Here is a 23020-nt window from a genome sequence, read left to right as displayed (position 1 = left end):
ATGCACCAAACTTTTGACGCAGCCCTAGAAATTAATCTACTTCATGCCAATCAAACAGGAGCCGATCACAACCGGGAACATTTTGACGAGTGGGGCATTACCTGTTTAAACTTGATGAGTAGTCCTGGTGCGGGTAAAACTGTGTTATTGGAAAAAACCCTCGCAGCCTTAAAAAATCAATTAAAAATGGCTGTTATTGAAGGTGATATGACAACAGAACTAGATGCAGAGCGTCTGAGACAATATGGAGTTCCCGTGATTGCCATTAATACAGGTCGATCCTGTCACTTAGATTCCAAAATGGTAGCTGGAGGAATTCATCGTTTCCAAGAAGATTACAACCCCAAAGAGTTTGATTTATTGTTGGTAGAAAATGTGGGAAATTTAGTTTGTCCCGCCGAATTTGAGGTAGGGGAACACGCAAAAGTTGCTCTATTAAGTATTACTGAAGGAGAAGATAAACCCCTCAAATATCCAATTATGTTTCAAGAAGCTGATTGTCTGATTATTACCAAATTAGATCTGGCTCCTTATTTAGAGATTGATTTACAACGTTTAGAAGCAAATGTTCGCTCTATGAATCCCGATGTGACCATTATTGCTCTTTCTGCTCAAACAGGAGAAGGTTTAGAAGAATGGTTCAATTGGCTAAAAAGCCAAGTCAATAGGCCGAGGTTCTTGACTTGAATTGTTAATCAGTAACATTTTTTTAGATTTATTTCTGTTTTACTATCTATCACATCTAAAGGCTATTACCTATGAAACGGCGAAATTTTTTCTCCTTACCTCTCGTTTTTTTTAGTAGCTTACTCCTGACCATTAGTTGTAATCAAGCTCCTCAGCAAACCCCCAATGCAAGTAATTCTCTGAGTAATACTGCCCCCATTGTCATTGGTTATAGTAACTGGGCCGGTTGGTGGCCCTGGGCGATCGCTGAAGAAGAGGGATTATTTGCTAAAAATGGGGCTAATGTTCAAATGAAATGGTTTGATGGTTATCTTGAATCCTTGCAAGCTTTAGCTGCTGGACAATTAGATGGAAATAGTCAAACTCTCAACGATACCATCGCCTTTGCAGGAGATGCAGTCAATGGTCAAGTTGCTATTTTAGTTAATGATAACTCGTCAGGAAATGACAAAGTTATTGTCACAGAAGAGATTAAAACGATTCAAGATTTAAAAGGCAAAAAAGTTGCTGTTGAAGAAGGTGTTGTCGGTGATTTTCTCCTCAGTTTAGCCCTAGAAAAAGAGGGAATGAGCCGTAAAGATGTGCAAATTGTCCCGATGGAAACAGGGGCGGCAGCCGCCGCTTTTGCATCGGGAAAAGTGGATGCAGTTGCTGCTTTTCCCCCCTTTTGGTCAACCGCTCTTAAACGAAAAGGTTCTAAAGAATTAATTAGTTCTAAAGCTTTTCCAGGTGCTATCCCTGATTTATTAGTTGTCAGTGCCAAATTAATCAAAGAAAAGCCAGAACAGGTTCAGGCTCTTGTCAAAACCTGGTTTGATGTTCGGGAGTTTATGGCTAAAAATCCCCAAAAAGCCGATGAGATTATGGCCAAGCGTGCCGGCATTAGCCCAGAAGAATTAGCCCTATATAAAGAGGGAACGAAGTTTTTCACCCTAGATGAAAACCTAGAAGCGTTTAGTCCGGGGAAAACCATGAAAAATATGCCCTTTGCCGCTCAAAAAATGGCCGATTTTATGATGGGAGTTGGCTTTATTAAAAAAGTCCCCGATCTAACAACCATTTTCGATGCCCAATTTGTCAATTACTTGGCAAATCAAGACAAAAAATCCTAATTAGTCTGTCGATCATTATCTACAGGATTGATTAGGGAGATAAGTTGAATTCAAGAATTTTTTGATAACTGGGTGATATTGGCTATCAAAATTATTCTTTTCTTTTGAAAATCCCATGACCACAACACCTAAAACGCTTCCTAAAAGCAATTTTTGGCGGATTACCGAGGATATTCCCGAATCCCTAAAATGGACTTTAATGGTTTCCTCTATTATTGTACCGCTGATTTTATGGTTAATAATCTCTAGTTTTGCGGGCATTGAATCCGTATTTTTGCCCTCTCCTTTAGCCGTTATTCAGGCCTTAGGAAAATTGGCGGAACAAGGCTTTTTAATTCAAGATACTATTACCAGTTTTTTACGAGTAGTTGGCGGCTTTTTTTTGGGAGGATTGTTCGCTATTCCTCTGGGTATTTTAATGGGAACTTTTCCGAGTATTCGTAGTTTAATGGAACCGATCATTGGCGTTGTCCGTTATATGCCCGCTCCTGCTTTTATTCCCCTATTGGTTATTTATTTGGGGATTGGAGAAACGTCAAAGATTATGCTCATTTTTATCGGAACCATTTTCTTTAATACTCTGATGATTATGGATGCAGTTAAGTTCATTCCCCGGGAATTAATCGAAGTAACTTATACTCTTGGAGGAACTAGAAAACAGGTTTTATTTAAAGTGATTACTCCCTATATTATTCCTAATATTATCGATACTTTTCGCGTTAATATGGCGGCTGCATGGAATTTAGTAGTTGTAGCAGAATTGGTGGCGGCCGATAATGGATTAGGCAAACGCATTTTATTGGCTCAGAAATTTCTGAGAACCGATGAAATTTTTGCCTGTTTAATTGTACTGGGAATTATTGGCTTTGCTCTAGATTTAAGTTTTCGTTTGTTTTTGCAGTGGACTTGTAAATGGTCAATTACTCGTTAACCTAAAAACTCAAGCACAGAGTTTATTATGTCACCAGTAAAGTTATTTTAATGATAAGAGAAGAACCTTAATGCACTTAGAAATTACTCAACTCAATAAAATTTTCACCACCAAACGAGGTGCTGTGGTCGCTCTGAAAGATATTAATTTACACGTTGACAGTGCTGAATTTGTCTGTGCGGTCGGGGCCTCTGGTTCGGGAAAATCGACTTTGTTGCGAATGATTGCGGGTTTAGAACTGCCCACTTCTGGCAAAATTACCGTTGATGGTGTTGAAGTGACAGGGCCGGGAGCCGATCGCGGCATGGTTTTTCAAAATTATACACTCTATCCCTGGATGACGATCCAAAAAAATGTTGAATTTGGCTTAAAACTACAGGGATTATCGACAAAAGAATGCTGGGAAGTGGCCTGTTATTATCTGGATATTGTGGGTTTAACTCAATTCGCTAATGCTTACCCTAGAGAACTATCGGGTGGGATGAAACAACGGGTAGCGATCGCCCGATCTCTTGCTTGTCATCCCAAGGTTTTATTAATGGACGAACCTTTTGCGGCTTTAGATGTACAAACCAAAGAAAGAATGCACGAATATTTAATTGAAATTTGGCAAAAAATTAGGTGTAGTATTTTAATGATTACTCATGATGTGGATGAAGCGGTTTTTTTAGCTCAACGTATTTATGTTTTGAGTGCTAGACCAGGGACTATACAACGAGAATTAACAATTAATTTACCCGTAAATCGTAATTATAAAATTAAACGACAATCTCAGTTTTATGACTATACGGATGAAATTTATGACCTACTACGAGGTGATAAATTCTAGAAAAAACTAGGGAGCATCAAGAGTAGTCACGGATTGAAAACGAGTTAGATCGGCAAAAATCATCATCCAACAGCGAGCGATCGCTGCTGCTGCCAACCCTAGATAAGTGATAGAACAGTTGTTCAACCATTAAGATTTTGTGATAATCCCAGGTAAGTGTGATCTAAACTACAGCTTTTTTTGGGAAAGTTTCTCCATCAGTGCTGCCTTGGGTCGCCAATATGATAGAATGTCAGTAAATTGATACAAAACTTTACTTCAAGGTGAATCTATGCCGTTTACGATCGAATCAGCGCGGAGCATTTTCCCCAACACGCTATCAGCGGATGTGGTTCCCGCCACGATTGCGCGTTTCAATCAGCTGAATACCGAAGATCAACTAGCCTTGATTTGGTTTGCCTACCTAGAAATGGGCAAAACCATCACCGTTGCCGCCCCCGGTGCCGCTAGTATGGTATTTGCCGAAAAAACCATGAATGAAATTCGGCAGATGTCACCTTTGCAACAGTCGCAGGTGATGTGCGACTTAGCTAACCATGCTGACACCCCGGTTTGTCGCACCTACAGCACTTGGTCTGCTAACATCAAACTGGGATTCTGGTATCAATTAGGACAATGGATGGAAGATGGCAGTGTTGCCCCAATTCCCAAGGGTTATGAACTATCTGCTAATGCCAGCGCCGTTTTAGACGGGATTAAAAAATTAGAGTCGGGACAACAAATCACTGTTCTGCGGAATTGTGTGGTGGATATGGGCTACGATCCCAAGAAACTGGGCGATTATAGCCGTATTTCCGAACCCGTGGTTCCTCCCCAAAATATTGCCGAACGGACCAAAGTTAGCATTGAAGGCGTTACCAATGCCACAGTCCTCAACTACATGGACAACCTCAACGCTAACGACTTTGATGTATTAATTGAGTTATTCACCCCTGACGGCGCTCTGCAACCACCTTTCCAACGTCCCATCGTCGGTAAAGAAGCAGTATATCGCTTTTTCCGGGAAGAATGCCAAAATTTGAAATTAATCCCCGAACGCGGTGTGGTAGAACCCGCCGATGACGGTTTTACTCAGATTAAAGTGACGGGAAAAGTGCAAACTCCTTGGTTTGGTGCAGGTGTGGGTATGAATATGGCATGGCGCTTCCTCCTAACTCCTGATAATAAAATTTTCTTCGTAGCGATCGATTTATTAGCTTCTCCGAAAGAATTATTAAACTTTGCCCGTGGCTAAATAGCTACTGAGAGAAATCATTAAAAATTCTGATGAAAATTATTAGAGTTCCTTGTCAAGTGAACTCTTTTTTTTCTACAATTAAAAGGCTGACTTAAAAAAATTGGTAAATACACTGGTTTCTTCTCTGATCTAGGTAAGAATAACTAAACAATCATTCTTAACAGGTGTCGGCGAAGAGAGTCATGGTAGTTCAAAAACCCAAAATTATCATCCCTAAAACTAAAATCATGCCTATGAGTGAAATAATTTGGTCAGATACCGAACAAGAAATTGCTCAAACTGCTTTCCAAAAAGCCTATCAGCGAGAAACTAGCACTTTAATAGAACATATTAAAGAACAGTCTGGTCAGATCACGGTTTTAGATGATATCTGGCAAATGCACGATTATCTAAGCGCCCGACGACATCAGATTGATGGTAAATATGACTATCGCTATACTTCCCTAATTTTTGTCTTTGCTCAACTATTAAAGGAAGGATGGTTAAAGCTAGAGGATCTCAACGGTTTGGAAAAAGATAAACTAGCAAAAATCGCTGCCCTCTCGCGAATGTAAATTAATGATTAGCATTAAGCTATCAGCTTTCTGCTCCTAGTTGGGTGACTAAAAAATTCATCTCTAGATAATCAACACCGTCTTAAGTTTTTCCTAAGCGGCAACCAATTCCGCTAGAATGAGTCAATCATCCCGATCGCTTTTCGCTTGTTTTGTACCTTTGGTTTATGTTCAAAAATCTTTTACTTCCCCTAGGAATATCTATCTTTCTCGGTGTTTGTCAGTCTTTGTCAGCCGCCGAATCAGCTATCATCAAATACTACATCTTCCAAGGGTCCGTATCGGTATCAGAATTAAAGCAATTGAGCGAAACAGGCGAATTAGCCCCCGCTTTAGCCTCACAATTAAAGATGGCTAACCAAAAACCCGAAGAATTCCGCAAAATCCTTAATCGTCGGGTAGCGGTGGATGCCGTCTTTCTTTCCAAATTTCTTAATAGTTTTTTTGGCGAAAGTTTGCTAGATTATGCGACTGAAATTGTCCATACCCCCAATCGAGCCGCTAGTCGGCAAGCTTTACGGGGTTCCTTAGTCACTTCTGCACTTAATGATAATGAGATTCAAATCATCGAAGTCCTCGCTAATTATCCCACCAGCGAGGTTCATGTGGATGGCAATCGTCTGCTGGATTTAATCAACCAAATTGAGTCAGTATTGAAAAAAATGCCCCGTTTACCTTTCTGATCCCAAATCCGCCTTTCAGGTTTTCTTGAATTGCGCTGTAAATTGAATAAATTAGGATAATCTGCTAGGAATAATGACCACTTCTTTGTCTGAAAGGAAAACAGTTAGTGCCAAACCTTTTCTAAAGTGGGCGGGAGGCAAAACTCAACTTGTTCCCAATATTCTATCTTTGATTAACTCCCAGATTTCTCAAGATTGTCAGTTTAACTACATTGAACCTTTTGTCGGAGGTGGGGCGGTTTTATTCTCAGTCTTAAATAATTTTTCTCCTGTCCAAAAAGTTATTATTAATGACATCAATCCTGATTTAATCATGGCTTATAATGTTATTAAAAATAATGTCAAAGAATTAATAGTCAAGCTAAAAAAAATTCAGCAGGATTTTTATGAACTTAAAAATCTAGAGGAACAACAAAAGTTTTTTTTGGATAAAAGAATAGAATTTAATTCTCGCAGCTGCGATGACGATATAGAAAAAACAGTTTTGTTATTATTTCTCAATAAAACTTGTTTTAATGGACTTTATAGAGTCAATAGCAAAGGACTTTTTAATGTCCCTTTTGGAAAATATGTCAAACCATTGATCTGCAATGAAGAAAACTTATTAGCTGTCAACCATCATTTACAGAAAGTGACGATCCTACAAGGGGATTTTGTCCAAACCCTAAATTATGCCAATAACAAGACTTTATTTTATTTTGATCCTCCCTATAAACCGATTAAAAAAACATCAGCTTTTACCTCTTATACTAAAGAAGATTTTAACGATGAGGAGCAAATACGATTAAAACAATTTATTGATCGAGTGGATCAGGCTGGTTATAAATTTATTTTAAGCAATTCCGACGTTAAAAACTTTGACTCTGACAACAATTTTTTTGATGATTTATATAAAGATTATAATATTCAAAGGGTAAAAGCCCGAAGAAATATTAATTCCCAGGGCAATAATAGGGGAGAAATCTGGGAATTACTGATCAATAATTGACAGAAATCAAGCTTAACAGAAAATTAGTAGAAATCCTCCTAGATAAAACTTAAGTCCCACTGAACTTAATCTACAAGACTTTCTTTTCGGATTAATACCTCACCAGCGATCAAACGTTGGGCTGCCGACAGTAAAACATCCTCAACATAGGGCTTGACAAAATAACCTTTTGCCCCTTTAGCAGCGGCGAGATTCTGCATTTTTTGCGCCCCTCGCGAGGTAACCATCGCCACTGGTATCTTCTGAAGTTGCTCATCCTCTTGCAGACGAGAGAGCAATTCTAACCCATTCATACGCGGCATTTCGATATCGCAGAGAATCAGATCACAAGCTAATCCGGCCTGTAATTTTTCCCATGCTTCTAAACCGTCCCGGGCCTGTTCAATGCGATAACCAGCTTTAACAAAAGAAATCGTTAACATTTCTCGCACCATGACCGAATCATCGACAATCAAGACTAGAGGAGTCGATTGTGGCGAAAAATTAGCAGTATTAACGTCAATAATCGTTGTATCAGAGGATAAAGGCTGATTAAGAGCGGTTTTAATACTATCAGCTAGTAACACTTCCCCCGCAATCATTTTTTTAGCTGCCGAGAGTAAATCTCTGTCTGGGCAGGGCTTGATAAAATAACCACTAGCTCCTAATTCCGCCGCCATCTTGCGATGACGTTCCGATCCCCTGGAAGTCAAGCAAGCCACAGGAATCGCCGCCAATCGGGGGTCTTTTTGCAAATTTGCCAGTAATTCTAGGCCATTCATGCGCGGCATCTCGATATCGCAGAAAATGATATCACAGGGCAAACCGCCGCGTAATTTTTCCCAAGCTTCTTGACCATCCCGGGCCTGTTCCACACGATAACCGGCTTTACTAAAGCTTAAAGAGAGCAATTGCCGAACAGTAATTGAATCATCGACAATCAGCACCATAGTCTCCGATTTTTGGTTAGTTTCCACCTCTACGGGGGGTGCAGGTTGGCGCCAAGGACTGCCGTTATCGGTACGCAGACGACCCTGGGCAATGTCGATTAACTCTAACACATCGCCTATAGGCATCACCGTCCCATCGCCTAAAACCGTCGCCCCAGCAATCCCAGGCGTTTTCGGAATCGGTCCTTCGATCTGTTTGATGACGATTTCCAGTTCACCGATCACTTGATCCACCTGTATCCCTAAGAGATTATTGCCACTTCGCAGGATCAGGATTGCAAAAGAGTCTTCCTCCTGTTTGTCGGTGTAAAAACTACGGCGACTGACTTGCCGATTATAGGAAAGCAACTCGCTCAGGGGTTGGAAAGGTAGTAAAGTATTTTGCCAGAAAACGCAGCGACGTCCATCCCGATCCATTTGGATATCACGGGCCTGGATATCCCTGATAATATCTTCCACTCCGTCCATGGAGAAACCAATGCGCGCATGATTACTAACACAACAGAGGGCTTTACAGATACTTAGGGTTAGGGGTAAACGGATCGTAAAAGTGGTTCCTTTACCCAGTACCGAGTCAATAGTTACCGTTCCCCGCACATCGATTAAACTGGTGCGCACCACATCTAAACCCACCCCACGACCAGCAAAATCATCGGCCTGATCTTTGGTACTAAAACCGGGGTGAAAGAGGAGTTCATAGACTTCTTGGGGACTGAGGTGTTGAGCTTCCTGCTCGCTGATCAGACCTTTTTTGATCGCCTTGCGTTTAACCCGATCGGCATCAATACCGGCCCCATCATCACTAACGGTGATCAGGGTTTGATTTCCCTGTAGGAATGCCCTGACCCAGATCGTACCGAGGACGGGTTTCCCTTTGGCCATGCGTTCTTGGGGTGATTCAATGCCGTGGGTGATTGCATTGTTGACCAGATGGGTCATCGGACTATTGAGATGTTCAAGGATCATCTTATCGATGAGAACATCACCTCCTTCCACTTTTAATTTGGCTTGTTTATTCAGTTTCAGGGAAATATCGCGAATTGCCCGGGGCAGGCGATCGGCAGTTTCACTAAAGGGACCCATGCGCGATTTGGTCATCCCTTCCTGTAGTTGGGTGGTAACCTGTCGCAGAGTGCGCGTCACCTGATCGGTTTCATCGACGACAAATTGAATATCAGAGGCCGATTCTCGCACTCGCACGATCAACTCGATCGTCTCTTGGGATAATAAATGGAAATCGGTAAAACGGTCGATCTCTAGGGCATCTAGTTCGCTGGTCATAGCCGAATCGCCCTGGTTTTCTCCCTTAACTCTACCATAACCGATGCCACCGCCGGAATTGCGACTAGCCAGTAAAGCCCCTTCTAGGAGGGTTCTTTCATAGAGATCCTGCATCCGACTGCCCACATCACTGAGATTTTGGACTTGGTTAAGCAAATTATCTAAAAAGAGACGCAGGCGCTCCTGTTCCTCTTCAAGGCGATTGCGTTTAACCACCACTTCCCCGATCAGATTGCTGAGGTTGTCCAATTGTTTGAGCGGTACTCGCACGATCAATTGTTCAAAAGCTTTACTGACAAGAGGACGCAGGTTATTTAACCCTACCGATGGACTGAAACTCGAGGCCAGAGTTGCTCCTCCCATCACCTGATTGGCTTCTTCGATGAGTTTTTCTAAATCTTTGAATTTATCCTCTAGGTGGCTTTCTGGGGCAATTTCCAGAGATTCCAACCGTTGGAGAGGTTCCGCCGCGCCCACCTGGTTCACTGCCGTGGATTCCGAGAGAAGGGACTCTAGGGATTTAAAGATGTCTGACAGTGGCGATTGCGCTGGTGCAGTGGGTTTTTCCAGAAAAGCTTCTAAGTCTTCGAGGCTGTCGTAAAAATTGGGGTTGCTGATGGTTATAATTGCTTCTGAGTCCCAGAGCGCTGCATTTTCTAGCCGTGGAAATTCGAGATCATCCCCCTCTTCTGGTTCTGACTTGGGCACCAGCCCACGGGTAGAATAAAGATCATTAGTGGGAACCTCTTCCCAATTGATGCTATCGCCAAAAAGTTCCTGTAATTCCTGTTCGGAGGGCAAGGAAGACAGGGGTTGGCCAAGAGAAGTCCCAGACCTGGCCGCCGGAGAGCAACTCTGTTCAAATAAAAAGCTGAGTTCGTCTATGGCCTGCTCACCGTGGCTGTCTTTGTCTTCTAAACTCTCTAACAACTGTTCGAGATCCTCGTTAAAGAGATGATCCGGATCGGGTTTCATCATGATTTGCTTCCTGCCAAGTCTTCCTTTTTGGTCAACCAATACGCTCTCTTTAGCTTCAGGGTACCCACAATTCTACCCGATAACTTCATCCACTAGCAATTTTTTTATGGCTAATCAAACTCTTGGACTCGATCGACAATTTTATTCCTATTATCAATCTATCTGTCTGCGAGAACCCCCGATTTTGGCTCAATTACGTCAAGAAACTGCCTCTCAACCCCTGGCGGTCATGCAGATTGCTCCCGAACAAGGTCAATTTATGGCTTTTTTGGTACAGGCGATCGGAGCGAAAAAAACCCTAGAAATAGGGGTTTTTACTGGTTATAGTGCGCTAGTGGTAGCCCTAGCTTTACCCCCACAAGGCAAGCTGATCGCCTGTGATCTGAGCGAAGAATATACCAGTATAGCCCGCCGTTATTGGCAGCGGGCCAGTGTCGCTGATAAAATCGATTTAAGAATTGCCCCAGCCCTGGAGACTTTAGAGCAATTAATCGCCGCAGGAGAAAGTAATAGTTTTGATTTCGTCTTTATCGATGCCGATAAAAGTAATTATGATTGCTACTACGAACGGGCTTTACAATTGGTCAGAAGCGGCGGAATTATCGCTATCGATAATGTCTTTTGGTCGGGACGGGTAGCGGCGGCCGATAGCACTGATAATCGCACCAAAATTATTCGTTCCCTTAATGCCAAAATTCAGCAGGATGAACGGGTGAATATCAGTATTATTCCTATTGGTGATGGTTTGACCCTGGCCATGAAAAAGTGAAGAAGTTGGGGAGAGTAGAAAAGCTTTTGCTCTTGCGGAAACCACCTAGGACAACACTACATCCCTTAAGCTCCTTAACGACAGTAATAAATTATCAGTTCAACGGAGAGGGTGGGATTTGAACCCACGTTAGGTGTGACCCTAAAGCAGATTTCGAGTCTGCCGCATTCAACCACTCTGCCACCTCTCCACAGGGTTTGAGTCTGGATTATCATTTTAACAGATTACTTGTCCTAGGATTGATTTTTTTTGATAGACCTCTTGCATAATGGATTTTTGAGGGTTTAAAAACGTCAAAAATAAGGATTAAGTGGCATAAAATATCTAAATAGACCATTTAATCGATTATTATTCATTATTGATTCTCCTGACTACTGACGACCGACTCCTCAGCAACCATAACAATTTTTGATTTTTACCGGAGGTCTGATGAATCAAGCTCCTTTTCTTCCAGTTAACCATCCCCAGACTAACTTTCTCCACTGGTTAGGGAGTCTCTGGAAATTTTCCCGTCCCCATACGATTATCGGCACTTCTTTGAGTGTTTTAAGTCTTTATTTAATTGCTTTGGGCAATATTAGCGATTTTTTTAGCCATTGGTCGGTTTTATTGCTCACTTGGGTCGCTTGTCTCGCGGGTAATATCTATATCGTCGGTTTAAATCAGTTGGAAGACATCGACATCGATAAAATCAATAAACCCCAGCTTCCCCTCGCCAAGGGGGAATTTTCTCGGTTGACAGGATGGTTAATCGTGGGTTTTACTGGTATTTTAGCAATTATACTGGCTTTTATCGGTGGTTTTTGGCTGGTAATCACCGTAGGAATTAGTTTACTCATCGGTACTGCCTATTCCTTGCCACCAGTGCGTTTAAAACGCTTTCCCCTCTGGGCAGCCTTCTGTATTTTTACCGTCCGGGGTGTCATCGTTAATTTAGGTCTTTTTCGCCACTACAACACAGTTATTAATCAAAATCAGTCTATCTATCCCTCAGTCTGGGTTTTAACAGCTTTTGTTCTCGTTTTCACCGTTGCGATCGCTATTTTCAAGGATGTTCCTGACCTAGAAGGCGATCGCATTTACCAAATTACCACTTTTACCCTGCTGCTCGGCCCAGGAAAAATCTTAATAATTTCCCTCTTGACAATTTCGCTATGTTATGGGGGCATGATTGCCGTCGGTCTCTTGGGGATAACGGGAATTAATTCTCCTCTGGCCATTGTCGCCCATCTGCTCCTACTTCTTCTTCTTTGGTGGCGTAGTCGCGGAGTAAATTTAGAAGATAAAAGCGAAATAAGCCGATTTTACCAATTTATTTGGAAATTATTCTTTCTAGAATACCTGATATTTCCCCTAGCTTGTTTACTATGAAAATATCTCCTTTTTTAGCGGCAATTCCCTTACTTTTGCTAGGTGGTACAAGCGCACCTAGCCAAGGAACGATCAATCCGCAATTATTAACCGGCAACCTTCGTTTAACCCTGAAACATGGCGTTTGGAAACTGTGGCAAGATAAACCCGTTTATCAAGATCTTACCCTAGATTTAAGATGCGATCGCGCTGTTTGTCAACCATCGGTGTGGGGATACGCGCCCAAATTCAATAAAGACGTGGAGCACCAAGGTACGGTAAAAACGATTAAATTAGACAATGCTTGGCGATTACAGGTGAAAATGAGGATTCAAACTCACCCTTGGCAAGCGGAAGTCAGGGAAGCTATCTATAATATCGAAATTGTCCCCTACCAAGACCAACTTATCGGCAGTTATCAAGGCACTTTAGGGGGAAGAAGACGACATAGCCAAGTTAATGGCACAATTTCCCCTTTATGGCCTAATCCCGTCCCTAATTACCAACCCCTACAAGCGCGAGAACATCCCCGTTTAATCTTTCGCAAGTCAGAATTAACTAATCTCAGAGAAAAAGCGAAAACTCCCATCGGTCAGACTATTATCGCCCAATTAAACAACAGTTTACAAGAAAAAATTTATTACGATGGTTATGTGCCTAATGGGGGTTATCATGCCACAGGTCATTGTTTTTTAGCAATTTTAAATCAAGATAGAAAATCAGCAGAAACCGCCTGGGAAATTATCGAAAAAACCCGTAAACATCCAGGAAGAAGAATCTTAGAACACTCGCCAATTGTCGCCGGAGTCGCTCTCGCCTACGATCTTTGTTATGATTTTTGGGGAGAAAAGCGCCAACAGGAAATTACTCACTGGTTATTCAGTGAAAGTAAAAAACTTCTCAGTGGTTTACCCAAAAATGGATGGAATGGAAACGCAGTTAGTAACTGGAATGCGCGGGCCAGAGGTGCGGCAGGTTTAGCTAGTTTAGCGATTCTCAAGGAAGATTTACCGCCCGATTCCCTCTATTATCCCTCTGCACAGGTGGAAATGGCCAAACGTCACATCGAAAGGTATTTTACCACAGGTATCGGCGATCGAGGATTTGGCACAGAAGGAGATTTATACACCACCGAACCGATGGTTCTCGCTGTTTTTCCTTTTCTGCAAGGGTATCGAAATAGTCTCGGATTAGACTTAGTAACTGGTTCCTCGGCATCCCAATTGATACCCCATTATTTAACCAGAATTGTCCCTAAAAATGGTCAATTATTGATTCCTGCTTATGGCAGACATCAGATGTTTGTAGGGGTATCTTTATTAACTGCCGGATTGGGAATTACCGATAAATCATTGCTACCGGCAATAAAATGGCGACTACAAGGTCAAGAAAAACAACTTTTTCACCCCCATTATACCCATATTGCCCCTTTTCTTCTCGCCGCTTATCCATCTAATCTTACTCCAGAAAATCCAGATCGCCACCTTTCCCGGGTTTTAGTTGATCAACAAAAGGGATTTTATGCTTTTCGTAATCGCTGGCAAAATGAAGAGGATTTTGTCGCTAGTATCTATCTCAAACAGCAACCTGTTAGAGGAGGATGGTCTTTTCCTGATGTCGCTAGTGTGAGAATTTGGGGATTAGGAGGACATTGGGCGAGTTTTGAGGGGTCAGAAGGTGACTGGAACTCAGAAAATACGGTTACTTTCCCGAAAACACCGCCTTGGATCCAGGCAAAACCGATGACTTTTAAATCCAGTCCCGATGGTTCGGGAGTAATTACCTTAAAAACTGATAAAATTAGGGTTAAAGAAGCTAATCCACCCTTCGGCTCCACTCAGGGTGAACCCGCAGAAGTTGCTCTGGTTCGCTCTTTCGCTGTCGATTACAGTCTATCATCCGGTTCCCCTGGATTATTTGTCTTGATGGATAAATTATTAGGTAAAGTCGATAAACTGGAATTGATGAATAAAACTTGGGTGATGAATACCCAGGGAAATGTCACTCTCGGAAAAAATAGTTTTACTATTGCTCAAAATGGGGCAACTATGCAGGGAACTTTTATCACTCCCGTGACTTTAAAAGTCGAGAAAACTAATACAGGTGAGCGCATTTTAGCCACGGGTAGCGATGAGTTTTTTCTGGTGATGACCGTGCAGAAAAGTCGTCCCCCAGCAGTTACAATTATAGGTAAGGGATTAGATGCGATCGTGCAAATCGGTTCCCAGGAAATCTCAATTATCGACGGTGCAGTTAGATTAAAAAAGATGAATTTTCAAGAGCGATAAAAATTGGCAAGTGACCACAAAAAAGTTAACAGTTATCAAGTATAATTATGAAGATGATGACTATTTGAGCAATGATTTATGATACAATTGGTACGGCTGACTAAAATAGCCCCTAAAATTAGAACTATCTAGAATTGCATCTTTAATTTCCGCCTAACTAAACTATGACTAAATATCATCAAATCACCGTTAACAATCGTCAGACGGGCGAAAAAATTACCACCACCGTTGCCGAGGATAACTACATACTCCACAGTCTGGAAAAACAGGGCCATCAATTACCCTTTTCCTGTCGCAATGGAGCTTGTACCAGCTGCGCGGTCAGGGTATTATCAGGAGCTATCCATCAACCAGAAGCGATCGGACTATCGCCGGAATTAAAAGCCAGAGGTTATGCTTTACTTTGTGTCAGTTATGCCCGTGGCGATCTGGAAGTAGCCACCCAAGACGAAGATGAAGTCTATGAACTGCAATTCGGTCGCTTTTTTGCTCGTGGGAAAGTGCGTTTTGGTTTACCCTTAGATGAGGAATAGATTAGGGATTAACCGTGCTAGATACCAGCAGCCAATTAGAAAAATACTTAGACATTGCCAGCGAAGCCGCTCTAGCAGCGGGAACAATTATCGAGGATAATTGGGGTAAAATCGAGACAATAGAAGAAAAAGGGAGATCGGGCGATTTAGTGACGGAAATAGATCGTCGAGCAGAAACAGAAATTCTCAAAATTATTGGCCGTCACTTTCCCAAACATGGGATTTTAGCGGAAGAATCGGGAAAACGGCCAGGGACGGACAGCGAGTATCTCTGGGCGATCGATCCTCTTGATGGAACCACCAACTATGCCCACGGTTATCCCGTATCCGTCGTCTCCATCGGACTACTGATCGCAGGGATAGCAGCAGTGGGAGTCATCTATAATCCCTTTAGAAAGGAACTATTTCGGGCAGCCCGGGGTTTAGGGGCCACCCTGAACCGTCGTCCTATCCATGTCTCCCGGACGAGTGAACTAGAAAAAAGTTTACTGGTGACAGGCTTTGCCTACGATCGCTGTCAAACTAGGGATAATAATTATGCCGAATTCTGTTATCTCACCCATCTAACCCAAGGGGTACGCCGGAGTGGTTCCGCTGCCAAAGACTTAACCGATGTGGCCTGTGGGCGCTTAGATGGTTATTGGGAACGAGGGATTAATACCTGGGATATGGCCGCAGGAGTTATTCTGATCGAAGAAGCTGGCGGTAAAATTAGCGCCTACGATGAGAGTCCTTTTCTGATGGAAACCGGGCGAATTCTGGCCACTAACGGACAGATTCACAGTCCCTTAAGCCAAGCTCTGCAAAAAGCGGCCTCTTGGAGCTTTCAGTTTTAATTCTTTTAATATTTATTGCGTTATCATTCTGATTAGAGTTAGTATCCGCCGTATGCCTTTTCCAATTTCCCAAGGTTTATTTCAATTTGATTTAATCGATCACTTCGCCATTTTAGGAGTCTCGATCGATGCCGAGCATAAGGAAATTCGCCAGCGTTACTTAAAGATCGCCCATAAACTCCATCCCGATACCTGTCGCACTCACACTCCCGGCGAAAGGGAACAGGCTAGTCAGTTACTCTCCAAATTAGTTAACCCCGCCTACGAACATCTGAGCCGCGACCTATCTCGCGAGGAATTTCGCCTTATTCTAACACAAATGGGCAAGACAATGGCCAGGGATGCCAGTTCAATTCCCATTATTAGTGAACCAGCTAAAAAACTAGCCCAATCCAGTGCTAACCATGAATTAGCCTATCAAAAAATCCTGCAATCTTTGGCGATCGATCAATATGCTGCCCTGGAAAATACCTATCAGAAAATCGCCCAACTCAGTGAACTCAATCTGGTTTATCTGATGTTAACCGAAGGTCAGGGCCACAAGAAAACCGGCCCGAAAGTCTTTGTCTCCCAAGGCAGCCCTAACCAGTCCGAATTAGTGGTCGCGGCTGTCACCGCGGCAGCCCCAGCTAAAGCCAAAGAATCGCCCCTAGAAGCCTATATTCGCCGCGCTCAAGCCTCTCTTGACCAAAATAATCCCGCCCAAGCTTTGCGAGAATTGCGCGATGCCCTGCGGCAAGAACCGGATAATAGCATCTGTCACGCCCTTCTCGGTTTAGTCTACCTGCGACAAAATCAACTCTCCATGGCCCGGGTTCATATCAATCGCGCCTGGCAAGTCAGCCCCCAAGATGCGATGGTGATTAAGTGCAAACAGGAACTAGATCGAGTAGTTAATCCTAATACTGAAATACAAGACCAGAAGGGACAAAAAAAGGAAGAAGATCCCAAGAGCGGTTTTTGGTCTCGATTTGGTGGTAAAAAGAATAAATAGGACTAACCAGTGCCACCGATTTTGATCAGCAAACTCCCATGATTCATCAACCCCCAGCGGGGACAAGGGATTTATTACCCCTAGAAGTTACCCAAAAAGGCTGGATTAACGATCGGCTTCAGTCTGTCTTTCAGCGTTGGGGCTATCAAAGGATTGTCACCTCCACCATTGAATGGCTCGATACCCTCACCGCAGGCGGTGCGATCGATCCCAGTACCGTAATCCAACTCCACGGGGATAGTCAAGGACTATCGGGATTGCGCCCCGAATTAACCGCTTCCATTGCCCGTAGTGTCGTCACCCGCATGAGTGGGGAGTCCTATCCCCAACGTCTCTGTTATCGGGCCAACGTTTTTCGTCGCCCTAGTGCTGGTTATCACGGTCGTCAAGTGGAATTCTACCAAGCGGGGGTAGAACTGCTCTTTTCTGGCGGTTTACTAGCTGATGCCGAGATTTTACTGCTCCTGGCCGACTGTTTCGATAGTTTGGCCGTCCCTAACTGGCAGATTATTCTAGGAGAAGCGGGTTTGACTCGTTCCCTACTTTCACCTTTTCCCGGTCCCCTACGGGAACAGGTGAAACGCTGTTTAGCCCTCCTTGACTACGTTAGCCTCGAAAATCTTCCCTATCCCAACGAAACCCTGCGGCAGCAAGCCCGACAATTATTTCACTTGCGCGGTAATCCTCACGATGTCCTCGCACAAGTGGCAGTATTGGCCCAGGAAGAATCAGCCCAAAAAGCCGTTAATAACCTTAAATCCCTAGTAGAGCTGCTTAATGCTGATCGCTCTGAACCCTTCCCCCTAATTCTCGATTTAAGTCTGATTCAAACCTTTGATTACTACACCGGCATCGTTTTTAAAGCCGTTAGTGATCACCAGCAAAATCTCAGTATTTTAGGCCAGGGCGGACGCTACGATCAATTATTGGGCGTTTTTCATCCCCAGGGCCAATCGGCTCCGGGTATCGGTTTTTCCCTGAATATCGAAGAACTGCACGAAAGTTTATTATCAGGGCAGACTTTACCCAGTCAAGCTCCTCCCCTCGACTGGTTACTTATCCCTTTGGGTAATAACGCCCAGATAGCGACTTTTAGTAAAGCTCGCTCTCTTCGCACCAGTGATCCTAATCTGAGAGTGGCGATCGATTTAGGGGGTCGCAGCGAGGCACAAATTCGTACCTATGCCCGCGATCGGATGATCAAAAATCTCGCCTGGGTGCAGGAAGATGGTTCCGTGAGCGAAGAATCTCTCTAAAAGGGGGCAAAAGCGGCGAAAATCCCGCCTTCTGCCCGCTGCTATATTGTGTTCAATTACCCGTTATTCCAGTCATGCCTTCCAGCGGTCAACTGAAATCGATTTTTTTTCTGATCCTCTTTCTCCTCAGTATTCTAGGGGGTATTCTACTGGCTTCGCTACTTAACCAACCAGCGATCGCCCAATCGCCTGCCTCGGATACATTGCTGAATCGTTATCAAATTGGACAGCAAACCTATCTAGAAAATTGTGCCACTTGCCATATTGCCATTCCTCCCAGCATCCTACCGAGTCAAACTTGGAAAAAAATCCTAGAAAATCCTAATTCTCACTATGGTATCCGTTTAAAACCAATTGTTGGCATTACTCAGCGTCTTATCTGGGATTATCTCAGTTATTCTTCCCGCCCTCTTAGCGAGACTACTTTTGTTCCCCTCCTAATTGAACAGTCCAGCTATTTAAAGGTTTTGCACCCTAGGGTCGATTTACCCACTCCTCTCGGTCATACCACCTGTGTCACCTGTCATCCTAACGCTTCCCGCTACGATTATCAGACCCTTACCCCCATCTGGGATAATGCAGCCTGATCAGGAGTCAGTTTTCAGATGTGAGTTTTTAGTTCACTGATTACTGTTTACTGATGACTGAGAGGAGGTGCAGTTAGGGTGATTTCGCCGATTTGACCAGCTTTACCCATTAATTGGGCAGGGTTTTCGTTAAGAGAGATTTTAACACCGCCAGCATTGCCCGATCGAATACTTAAACTCTTTTGGGCTGTCCAAGTTCGTTTGGTTCCAGGTTGGAGATTGCCTTCATGGACTTTTTTGCCATCGGCAATTACCCTTACCCAAGCGGCCTGTTCAATAGTTACCTGGGCTGAGAGGGGAACTTTTGACTGAGGAGAGGAGGGAGTGGAGGCTACCGGTGCGGGAAATACTATCGGTGCGGGGGAACCCACGGGGGAAGGAGATGGAGTAACGGCGGGGGAGTTAGAGAGAGGGGGACGGAGGAAAAGATAGCCAATACCGCAAAATATGCCCGCCAGCAAGCCTAGCCAGAGATAAATCCCGAAAAAGGTCGATTTAGCTGGTTGGGGGCTAGTTTCTGGGGCTGGTTTTTCTGGTTTCACTCGTTCCGCTTTTGGGGCAGCGGGTTCAGCCTTGGGGAGAGGGGTAACTTTTGTGGGCAGTGTTTTCGGGATAGTTACCTCTTGAGCTAATTGTTCCGCACTGGGAGACAAGCGATCGGCTAAAGCTTTACCATCAATTTTTAGGGCATCACCGTAGCGCTTGATAAATCCCTTGACATAAATTAATTCTGGTAATTTCTCCCAATTCCCCGTTTCCAACGCTTCTAGCATTGGTAATCTAATCATCGTCAGGGCGGCGATATCTTCCATGCTCAGACAGCTTTCTTCCCGTTTTTGACGTAAATAAGTCCCGATTTCCTTGATTTGTTCAGCTTGTAGGGGACTGAGTTGACTCATAATTCCAGTCATAATCTATACCAATTTAGATGATAATCTCGATTTTGTTATTTTGGGATAATCTGTTCTCTAGAAGATCCTTTTACCTTGTCATCATTACCAGCGAAAAGGTTCCAAAAACCAGCAAAAATCGGCAATACTTGCCAAAGTTAAGTTTTTTATTCTAGGGTGACTGCACTGGCCAGTTAGTACATACATTTGTTCTGAATACTTGTTTTTCTCGAACCCCCAGCTGATCGCTAATTATGACCTTTATTCCCCATCCCGACACCACCCCCCTTCACCTTACCTGTGCCGTAGTCACGGTGAGCGATACTCGTACCCCAGAGACGGATAGAAGTGGCCAAATAATTCAAGAGTTACTAACTCGATCGGGTCATGATATCGGTCTATATTTAATTATCCCCGATCAACCCTTACAAATTCAAGCAATCCTACCAGAGATTAGCAATCAAAATCAGATAAAAGTCTTAATTCTCAATGGGGGTACAGGTATTGCTCCCAGGGACAATACATACGATGCTTTAGTACCTTTATTAAGGATCACTTTGCCCGGTTTTGGCGAATTATTTCGTTATCTCAGCTATCAAGAAATTGGCTCCCGTGCCATGGCATCGAGGGCAATAGCTGGGGTTTATCAAAACTTATTAGTCTTTTCTCTACCTGGTTCCACTAATGCCGTTAAATTAGCCCTAGAAAAACTGATTCTTCCCGAAATATCACATCTGGTTAAACAGCTAAATGGATAATTTATTTTGATTTGATCTGGGCTGAAATTTCTTGAAAACATACATCCCAAAAATAGCTGGCTAGATTCACTGCGCTTAACAGTTTGGGAATTCCTTCACTTAGACTAGCAAAACCTCGATTGTTAATCTGGAGAAAATCGATAGTGATCGCAAAAGTTAAAAGTGCTAAAGCGATGATTAAAATTTGGTAATAAGTTTGTCTTATTTGTCGCCAAAATACTAAACCATAAATCAGAATTGTCAGGGCATAAACAGAGATAGTCAAGAATTTGGGAATATTAAAATAGAGGAGAATGATATGAATTCTGAAGATTTCATTGATGGCAAAAAGTCCCGTTATTATACCAGAAAAAAGCAAAAAAATGTAAAAATTATTGGAAGTTGTCTTGCGGGATAATAAAGCATAACTAAAAAGGCAAACAATCGGGGGTAAACAACAAAGAAACTGAAAAGAATGGGTTAATAAACCAGCGATCGGAGTTGGGGGAGTAGCGGGAGGATAAAATAAAAGACTAGAGTTTAATTTTGCCCGATCAATCCCAGCAATCAAAGCTAAAATTAAGAGAAGAACGACAAGATTTATTTTCAGAAAATGCTGTTCTCGTGAGGACATAAGTAGAGCAGGTTATAATTGTGGCTATTAACCCCGGTATAATTCAGAGAGTGCCGCAAAGCGCCAAGCATTTCCCTAATTGTGTTAGGGACAATTTTCTCGGTTTTCTATGCTCGATCAAAAAGAACTTTTGTGTTTATTACAATTGGCTAGTCCCATTTTACCCGTGGGGGCCTATAGTTATTCCGAAGGGCTAGAAACCCTCGTCGAAAAAGGGATTATCTCCAATAGTGCCACCTTAAATGATTGGTTAGAGCGATCGCTTTGTCAAGGCTCGATTCGCTTAGAAACGGCTGTTTTGGTGAGGGTATATCGTTGTTTTTGTCAAGGGGATTTTACAAAACTTAATTATTGGGACAATTGGTTATCGGCAACGCGGGAAACAGCCGAATTAAGACAACAAAGCTGGCAAATGGGGCGATCGCTGTTAAACTTATTGCGGGAGTTAGCAGCGGACAGAGATAATCTACCGGAACAGGCTAATTATGCCACCGCTTTTGCGATCGGGGCAAGTCATTGGCAAATTGGGGAAGAATTAGCGGTTTTAGGCTATTTACACAGTTGGGTAAGTAATTTAATCAATGCAGGACTGCGTTTAATTCCCCTTGGACAAACTCCAGGACAATCGCTTCTGATCGGTTTGCAGCCCAGTTTATTAACAGCAACAGCAGATATTATCAGTTTAGCCGATGAAAACCTGAGTAGTTGGAGTTGGGGGCTAAGTTTTGCCAGTATGAACCACGAAACCCAGTATAGTCGTCTATTTCGCAGTTAGAAATTAGCGATCAAATTTTTCACTATTTTCCGGGAGAATATGCAAGTCTCTAGGAGTGGCACTCTTGGGTTCAAGCTTAGAAATAGCGTAAAAAACCAAATAAGGTATAGTAAGATCAAGAAAAATCTTAAGTCCTAGTTCTCGCCTTCTGAGTAACTCAGGGTTTTAAGGAAAGATGCGAACACTCTACCTAGCCACAGTGTACCAATGTTTAGTCAATCAGAAAAAATTCCCGTTTCGGTGTTAATTCCCGCTAAAAACGAGGAATCCAACCTTCCCGCTTGTTTAGAGAGTGTTGCTAGGGCTGATGAAGTGTTTGTCGTCGATTCCCAAAGTAGCGATCGCTCGATCGAAATATCTACCAACTACGGGGCTAATGTAGTCCAATTTCATTTTAATGGTCGTTGGCCGAAAAAGAAAAACTGGTCCCTCGATAACCTGCCCTTTCGCAATGAATGGGTATTAATCGTCGATTGTGATGAGAGAATCACCCCTGAACTATGGGATGAAATCGCCACCGTGATCCAATATCCAAACTATAACGGTTATTATCTCAATCGTCGCGTCTTCTTCCTCGGACAATGGATCCGTTATGGTGGCAAGTATCCCGACTGGAATCTGCGCTTATTTAAACATAAGTCTGGCAGATACGAGAATTTAAACACGGAAGATATCCCCAACACGGGAGATAACGAAGTTCACGAACACGTTATCCTCGATGGCAAGGTGGGCTATCTCAAAAATGATATGCTGCACATCGATTTCCGCGATATCTATCATTGGTTAGAAAGACATAATCGTTATTCCAACTGGGAAGCGCGGGTTTATTACAATATTCTCACGGGTAATGACGAAAGTGGCACGATCGGAGCGAACCTGTTCGGTGATGCGGTGCAGAGAAAACGCTTTTTAAAGAAAATTTGGGTAAAACTGCCCTTTAAACCGCTGCTGCGCTTTATTCTCTTTTATTTTATCCGTCTCGGTTTCTTGGATGGCAAAGCTGGTTATATCTACGGTCGTCTTTTGAGTCAGTACGAATACCAAATAGGGGTTAAATTGTACGAATTACGGAGATTTGGGGGTAAATTAAACGTTAATGCCCAGGCTAATCCCCCCGTTAAACCCTCGGAACCTCAACCCGCAGAAATGATTAAATAAGTCC

Annotated in this window: 22 protein-coding genes and 1 tRNA gene; 19 read left to right on the top strand and 4 right to left on the bottom strand. The window is 43.0% G+C overall.

Annotation, left to right across the window (positions count from 1 at the left end; translation table 11 throughout):
- The 8 genes from hypB to MiAbW_RS03995 all read left to right on the top strand — a co-directional run bounded on the left by hypB (nt 1) and on the right by MiAbW_RS03995 (nt 7021).
- Nucleotides 1-687: a hydrogenase nickel incorporation protein HypB gene (gene hypB / locus MiAbW_RS04030; protein ID WP_151695128.1), complete on the top strand. Its 687-nt coding sequence runs from the start codon at nt 1-3 to the stop codon at nt 685-687.
- Between the two features lie 71 nt (nt 688-758).
- Nucleotides 759-1799 (top strand): ABC transporter substrate-binding protein, encoded by a 1041-nt coding sequence (locus tag MiAbW_RS04025; protein WP_151695032.1) that lies wholly within the window; start codon nt 759-761, stop codon nt 1797-1799.
- Nucleotides 1800-1914: 115 nt separating this feature from the next.
- Nucleotides 1915-2730 carry an ABC transporter permease gene (locus MiAbW_RS04020; protein ID WP_151695031.1) on the top strand — a complete coding sequence of 272 codons (816 nt, stop codon included), beginning with the start codon at nt 1915-1917 and terminating at the stop codon, nt 2728-2730.
- Nucleotides 2731-2800: 70 nt separating this feature from the next.
- Complete coding sequence (locus tag MiAbW_RS04015; protein ID WP_151695030.1) at nt 2801-3559, top strand: ABC transporter ATP-binding protein; 759 nt, start codon at nt 2801-2803, stop codon at nt 3557-3559.
- 271 nt (nt 3560-3830) lie between these two features.
- Nucleotides 3831-4793, top strand: a complete 963-nt coding sequence (locus MiAbW_RS04010; protein ID WP_151695029.1) for an orange carotenoid-binding protein — start codon at nt 3831-3833, stop codon at nt 4791-4793.
- A gap of 167 nt (nt 4794-4960) precedes the next feature.
- Nucleotides 4961-5350, top strand: coding sequence for a hypothetical protein (locus MiAbW_RS04005; protein WP_002798313.1), 390 nt, complete (start codon nt 4961-4963; stop codon nt 5348-5350).
- A 167-nt stretch (nt 5351-5517) separates the two neighbouring features.
- On the top strand, nt 5518-6033 hold the full coding sequence (locus tag MiAbW_RS04000) for an alpha/beta hydrolase (RefSeq protein WP_151695028.1): 516 nt from the start codon (nt 5518-5520) through the stop codon (nt 6031-6033).
- Nucleotides 6034-6106: 73 nt separating this feature from the next.
- Entirely contained in the window at nt 6107-7021 is a 915-nt protein-coding gene (locus tag MiAbW_RS03995; protein ID WP_151695027.1) for a DNA adenine methylase, read from the top strand.
- A gap of 65 nt (nt 7022-7086) precedes the next feature.
- On the opposite strand, the gene MiAbW_RS03990 is transcribed toward MiAbW_RS03995, so the two are convergent.
- The gene (locus MiAbW_RS03990) at nt 7087-10209 is read right to left on the bottom strand and encodes a hybrid sensor histidine kinase/response regulator (RefSeq protein WP_151695026.1); all 3123 of its coding nucleotides are present in this window, start codon (nt 10207-10209) and stop codon (nt 7087-7089) included.
- 106 nt (nt 10210-10315) lie between these two features.
- Here MiAbW_RS03990 and MiAbW_RS03985 point away from each other — a divergent pair, with 106 nt between their 5' ends.
- Nucleotides 10316-10978, top strand: coding sequence for a class I SAM-dependent methyltransferase (locus tag MiAbW_RS03985; protein WP_151695025.1), 663 nt, complete (start codon nt 10316-10318; stop codon nt 10976-10978).
- A gap of 103 nt (nt 10979-11081) precedes the next feature.
- Here the strand turns inward: MiAbW_RS03985 and MiAbW_RS03980 are convergent.
- Nucleotides 11082-11168: transfer RNA gene (locus tag MiAbW_RS03980), tRNA-Ser, on the bottom strand.
- A 239-nt stretch (nt 11169-11407) separates the two neighbouring features.
- Between MiAbW_RS03980 and MiAbW_RS03975 the strand changes: the two genes are divergently transcribed.
- The 7 genes from MiAbW_RS03975 (at nt 11408) to MiAbW_RS03945 (ending at nt 18822) form a co-directional block, all read left to right on the top strand.
- Nucleotides 11408-12349 carry a homogentisate phytyltransferase gene (locus MiAbW_RS03975; RefSeq protein ID WP_151695024.1) on the top strand — a complete coding sequence of 314 codons (942 nt, stop codon included), beginning with the start codon at nt 11408-11410 and terminating at the stop codon, nt 12347-12349.
- Nucleotides 12346-14616: a hypothetical protein gene (locus tag MiAbW_RS03970; protein ID WP_151695023.1), complete on the top strand. Its 2271-nt coding sequence runs from the start codon at nt 12346-12348 to the stop codon at nt 14614-14616. The genes MiAbW_RS03975 and MiAbW_RS03970 overlap by 4 nt, the downstream gene beginning before the upstream one ends.
- A 164-nt stretch (nt 14617-14780) precedes the next feature.
- On the top strand, nt 14781-15149 hold the full coding sequence (locus tag MiAbW_RS03965; RefSeq protein ID WP_151695022.1) for a 2Fe-2S iron-sulfur cluster-binding protein: 369 nt from the start codon (nt 14781-14783) through the stop codon (nt 15147-15149).
- Nucleotides 15150-15163: 14 nt separating this feature from the next.
- Complete coding sequence (locus MiAbW_RS03960) at nt 15164-15985, top strand: inositol monophosphatase family protein (RefSeq protein ID WP_151695021.1); 822 nt, start codon at nt 15164-15166, stop codon at nt 15983-15985.
- Between the two features lie 52 nt (nt 15986-16037).
- Nucleotides 16038-16979, top strand: a complete 942-nt coding sequence (locus MiAbW_RS03955; protein ID WP_151695020.1) for a J domain-containing protein — start codon at nt 16038-16040, stop codon at nt 16977-16979.
- Nucleotides 16980-17017: 38 nt separating this feature from the next.
- Nucleotides 17018-18235 (top strand): ATP phosphoribosyltransferase regulatory subunit, encoded by a 1218-nt coding sequence (locus MiAbW_RS03950; RefSeq protein ID WP_151695019.1) that lies wholly within the window; start codon nt 17018-17020, stop codon nt 18233-18235.
- A gap of 74 nt (nt 18236-18309) precedes the next feature.
- Nucleotides 18310-18822: a dihem cytochrome c family protein gene (locus MiAbW_RS03945; RefSeq protein WP_151695018.1), complete on the top strand. Its 513-nt coding sequence runs from the start codon at nt 18310-18312 to the stop codon at nt 18820-18822.
- Between the two features lie 47 nt (nt 18823-18869).
- Here the strand turns inward: MiAbW_RS03945 and MiAbW_RS03940 are convergent, their stop codons facing one another.
- The gene (locus MiAbW_RS03940; protein ID WP_151695017.1) at nt 18870-19733 is read right to left on the bottom strand and encodes a helix-turn-helix domain-containing protein; all 864 of its coding nucleotides are present in this window, start codon (nt 19731-19733) and stop codon (nt 18870-18872) included.
- Between the two features lie 233 nt (nt 19734-19966).
- Here MiAbW_RS03940 and MiAbW_RS03935 point away from each other — a divergent pair, with 233 nt between their 5' ends.
- Nucleotides 19967-20470 carry a MogA/MoaB family molybdenum cofactor biosynthesis protein gene (locus tag MiAbW_RS03935; RefSeq protein ID WP_151695016.1) on the top strand — a complete coding sequence of 168 codons (504 nt, stop codon included), beginning with the start codon at nt 19967-19969 and terminating at the stop codon, nt 20468-20470.
- A gap of 1 nt (nt 20471) precedes the next feature.
- On the opposite strand, the gene MiAbW_RS03930 is transcribed toward MiAbW_RS03935, so the two are convergent.
- A complete protein-coding gene (locus MiAbW_RS03930; RefSeq protein WP_151695015.1) occupies nt 20472-21083 on the bottom strand; it encodes a hypothetical protein in 612 nt (203 codons plus the stop codon).
- Between the two features lie 109 nt (nt 21084-21192).
- On the opposite strand from MiAbW_RS03930, the gene MiAbW_RS03925 reads away from it, so the two are divergent.
- Together MiAbW_RS03925 and MiAbW_RS03920 are read left to right on the top strand one after the other, a co-directional pair.
- Nucleotides 21193-21858, top strand: coding sequence for an urease accessory protein UreF (locus tag MiAbW_RS03925; protein WP_151695014.1), 666 nt, complete (start codon nt 21193-21195; stop codon nt 21856-21858).
- A gap of 207 nt (nt 21859-22065) precedes the next feature.
- Nucleotides 22066-23016 (top strand): glycosyltransferase family 2 protein, encoded by a 951-nt coding sequence (locus tag MiAbW_RS03920; protein WP_151695013.1) that lies wholly within the window; start codon nt 22066-22068, stop codon nt 23014-23016.
- Nucleotides 23017-23020 lie beyond the last annotated feature (4 nt).

Origin of the sequence: Microcystis aeruginosa NIES-4325 (assembly GCF_008974145.1) — a bacterium.
GTDB classification, from domain to species: Bacteria; Cyanobacteriota; Cyanobacteriia; order Cyanobacteriales; family Microcystaceae; genus Microcystis; species Microcystis aeruginosa_G.
This window is presented reverse-complemented; position numbering and strand designations above follow the sequence as displayed.

Bases quoted from the DNA above. Each gene is read 5' to 3' on its own strand.
- MiAbW_RS04010 (WP_151695029.1), top strand. From the start codon at position 3,831: ATGCCGTTTACGATCGAATCAGCGCGGAGCATTTTCCCCAACACGCTA.
- MiAbW_RS03965 (WP_151695022.1), top strand. From the start codon at position 14,781: ATGACTAAATATCATCAAATCACCGTTAACAATCGTCAGACGGGCGAA.
- MiAbW_RS03920 (WP_151695013.1), top strand. From the start codon at position 22,066: ATGTTTAGTCAATCAGAAAAAATTCCCGTTTCGGTGTTAATTCCCGCT.
- MiAbW_RS03925 (WP_151695014.1), top strand. From the start codon at position 21,193: ATGCTCGATCAAAAAGAACTTTTGTGTTTATTACAATTGGCTAGTCCC.
- MiAbW_RS03950 (WP_151695019.1), top strand. From the start codon at position 17,018: ATGATTCATCAACCCCCAGCGGGGACAAGGGATTTATTACCCCTAGAA.
- hypB (WP_151695128.1), top strand. From the start codon at position 1: ATGCACCAAACTTTTGACGCAGCCCTAGAAATTAATCTACTTCATGCC.
- MiAbW_RS03955 (WP_151695020.1), top strand. From the start codon at position 16,038: ATGCCTTTTCCAATTTCCCAAGGTTTATTTCAATTTGATTTAATCGAT.
- MiAbW_RS04025 (WP_151695032.1), top strand. From the start codon at position 759: ATGAAACGGCGAAATTTTTTCTCCTTACCTCTCGTTTTTTTTAGTAGC.
- MiAbW_RS03970 (WP_151695023.1), top strand. From the start codon at position 12,346: ATGAAAATATCTCCTTTTTTAGCGGCAATTCCCTTACTTTTGCTAGGT.
- MiAbW_RS03995 (WP_151695027.1), top strand. From the start codon at position 6,107: ATGACCACTTCTTTGTCTGAAAGGAAAACAGTTAGTGCCAAACCTTTT.
- MiAbW_RS03975 (WP_151695024.1), top strand. From the start codon at position 11,408: ATGAATCAAGCTCCTTTTCTTCCAGTTAACCATCCCCAGACTAACTTT.
- MiAbW_RS04020 (WP_151695031.1), top strand. From the start codon at position 1,915: ATGACCACAACACCTAAAACGCTTCCTAAAAGCAATTTTTGGCGGATT.
- MiAbW_RS04000 (WP_151695028.1), top strand. From the start codon at position 5,518: ATGTTCAAAAATCTTTTACTTCCCCTAGGAATATCTATCTTTCTCGGT.
- MiAbW_RS03945 (WP_151695018.1), top strand. From the start codon at position 18,310: ATGCCTTCCAGCGGTCAACTGAAATCGATTTTTTTTCTGATCCTCTTT.
- MiAbW_RS03985 (WP_151695025.1), top strand. From the start codon at position 10,316: ATGGCTAATCAAACTCTTGGACTCGATCGACAATTTTATTCCTATTAT.
- MiAbW_RS03940 (WP_151695017.1), bottom strand. From the start codon at position 19,733: ATGACTGGAATTATGAGTCAACTCAGTCCCCTACAAGCTGAACAAATC.
- MiAbW_RS03935 (WP_151695016.1), top strand. From the start codon at position 19,967: ATGACCTTTATTCCCCATCCCGACACCACCCCCCTTCACCTTACCTGT.
- MiAbW_RS03990 (WP_151695026.1), bottom strand. From the start codon at position 10,209: ATGATGAAACCCGATCCGGATCATCTCTTTAACGAGGATCTCGAACAG.
- MiAbW_RS03930 (WP_151695015.1), bottom strand. From the start codon at position 21,083: ATGTCCTCACGAGAACAGCATTTTCTGAAAATAAATCTTGTCGTTCTT.
- MiAbW_RS04015 (WP_151695030.1), top strand. From the start codon at position 2,801: ATGCACTTAGAAATTACTCAACTCAATAAAATTTTCACCACCAAACGA.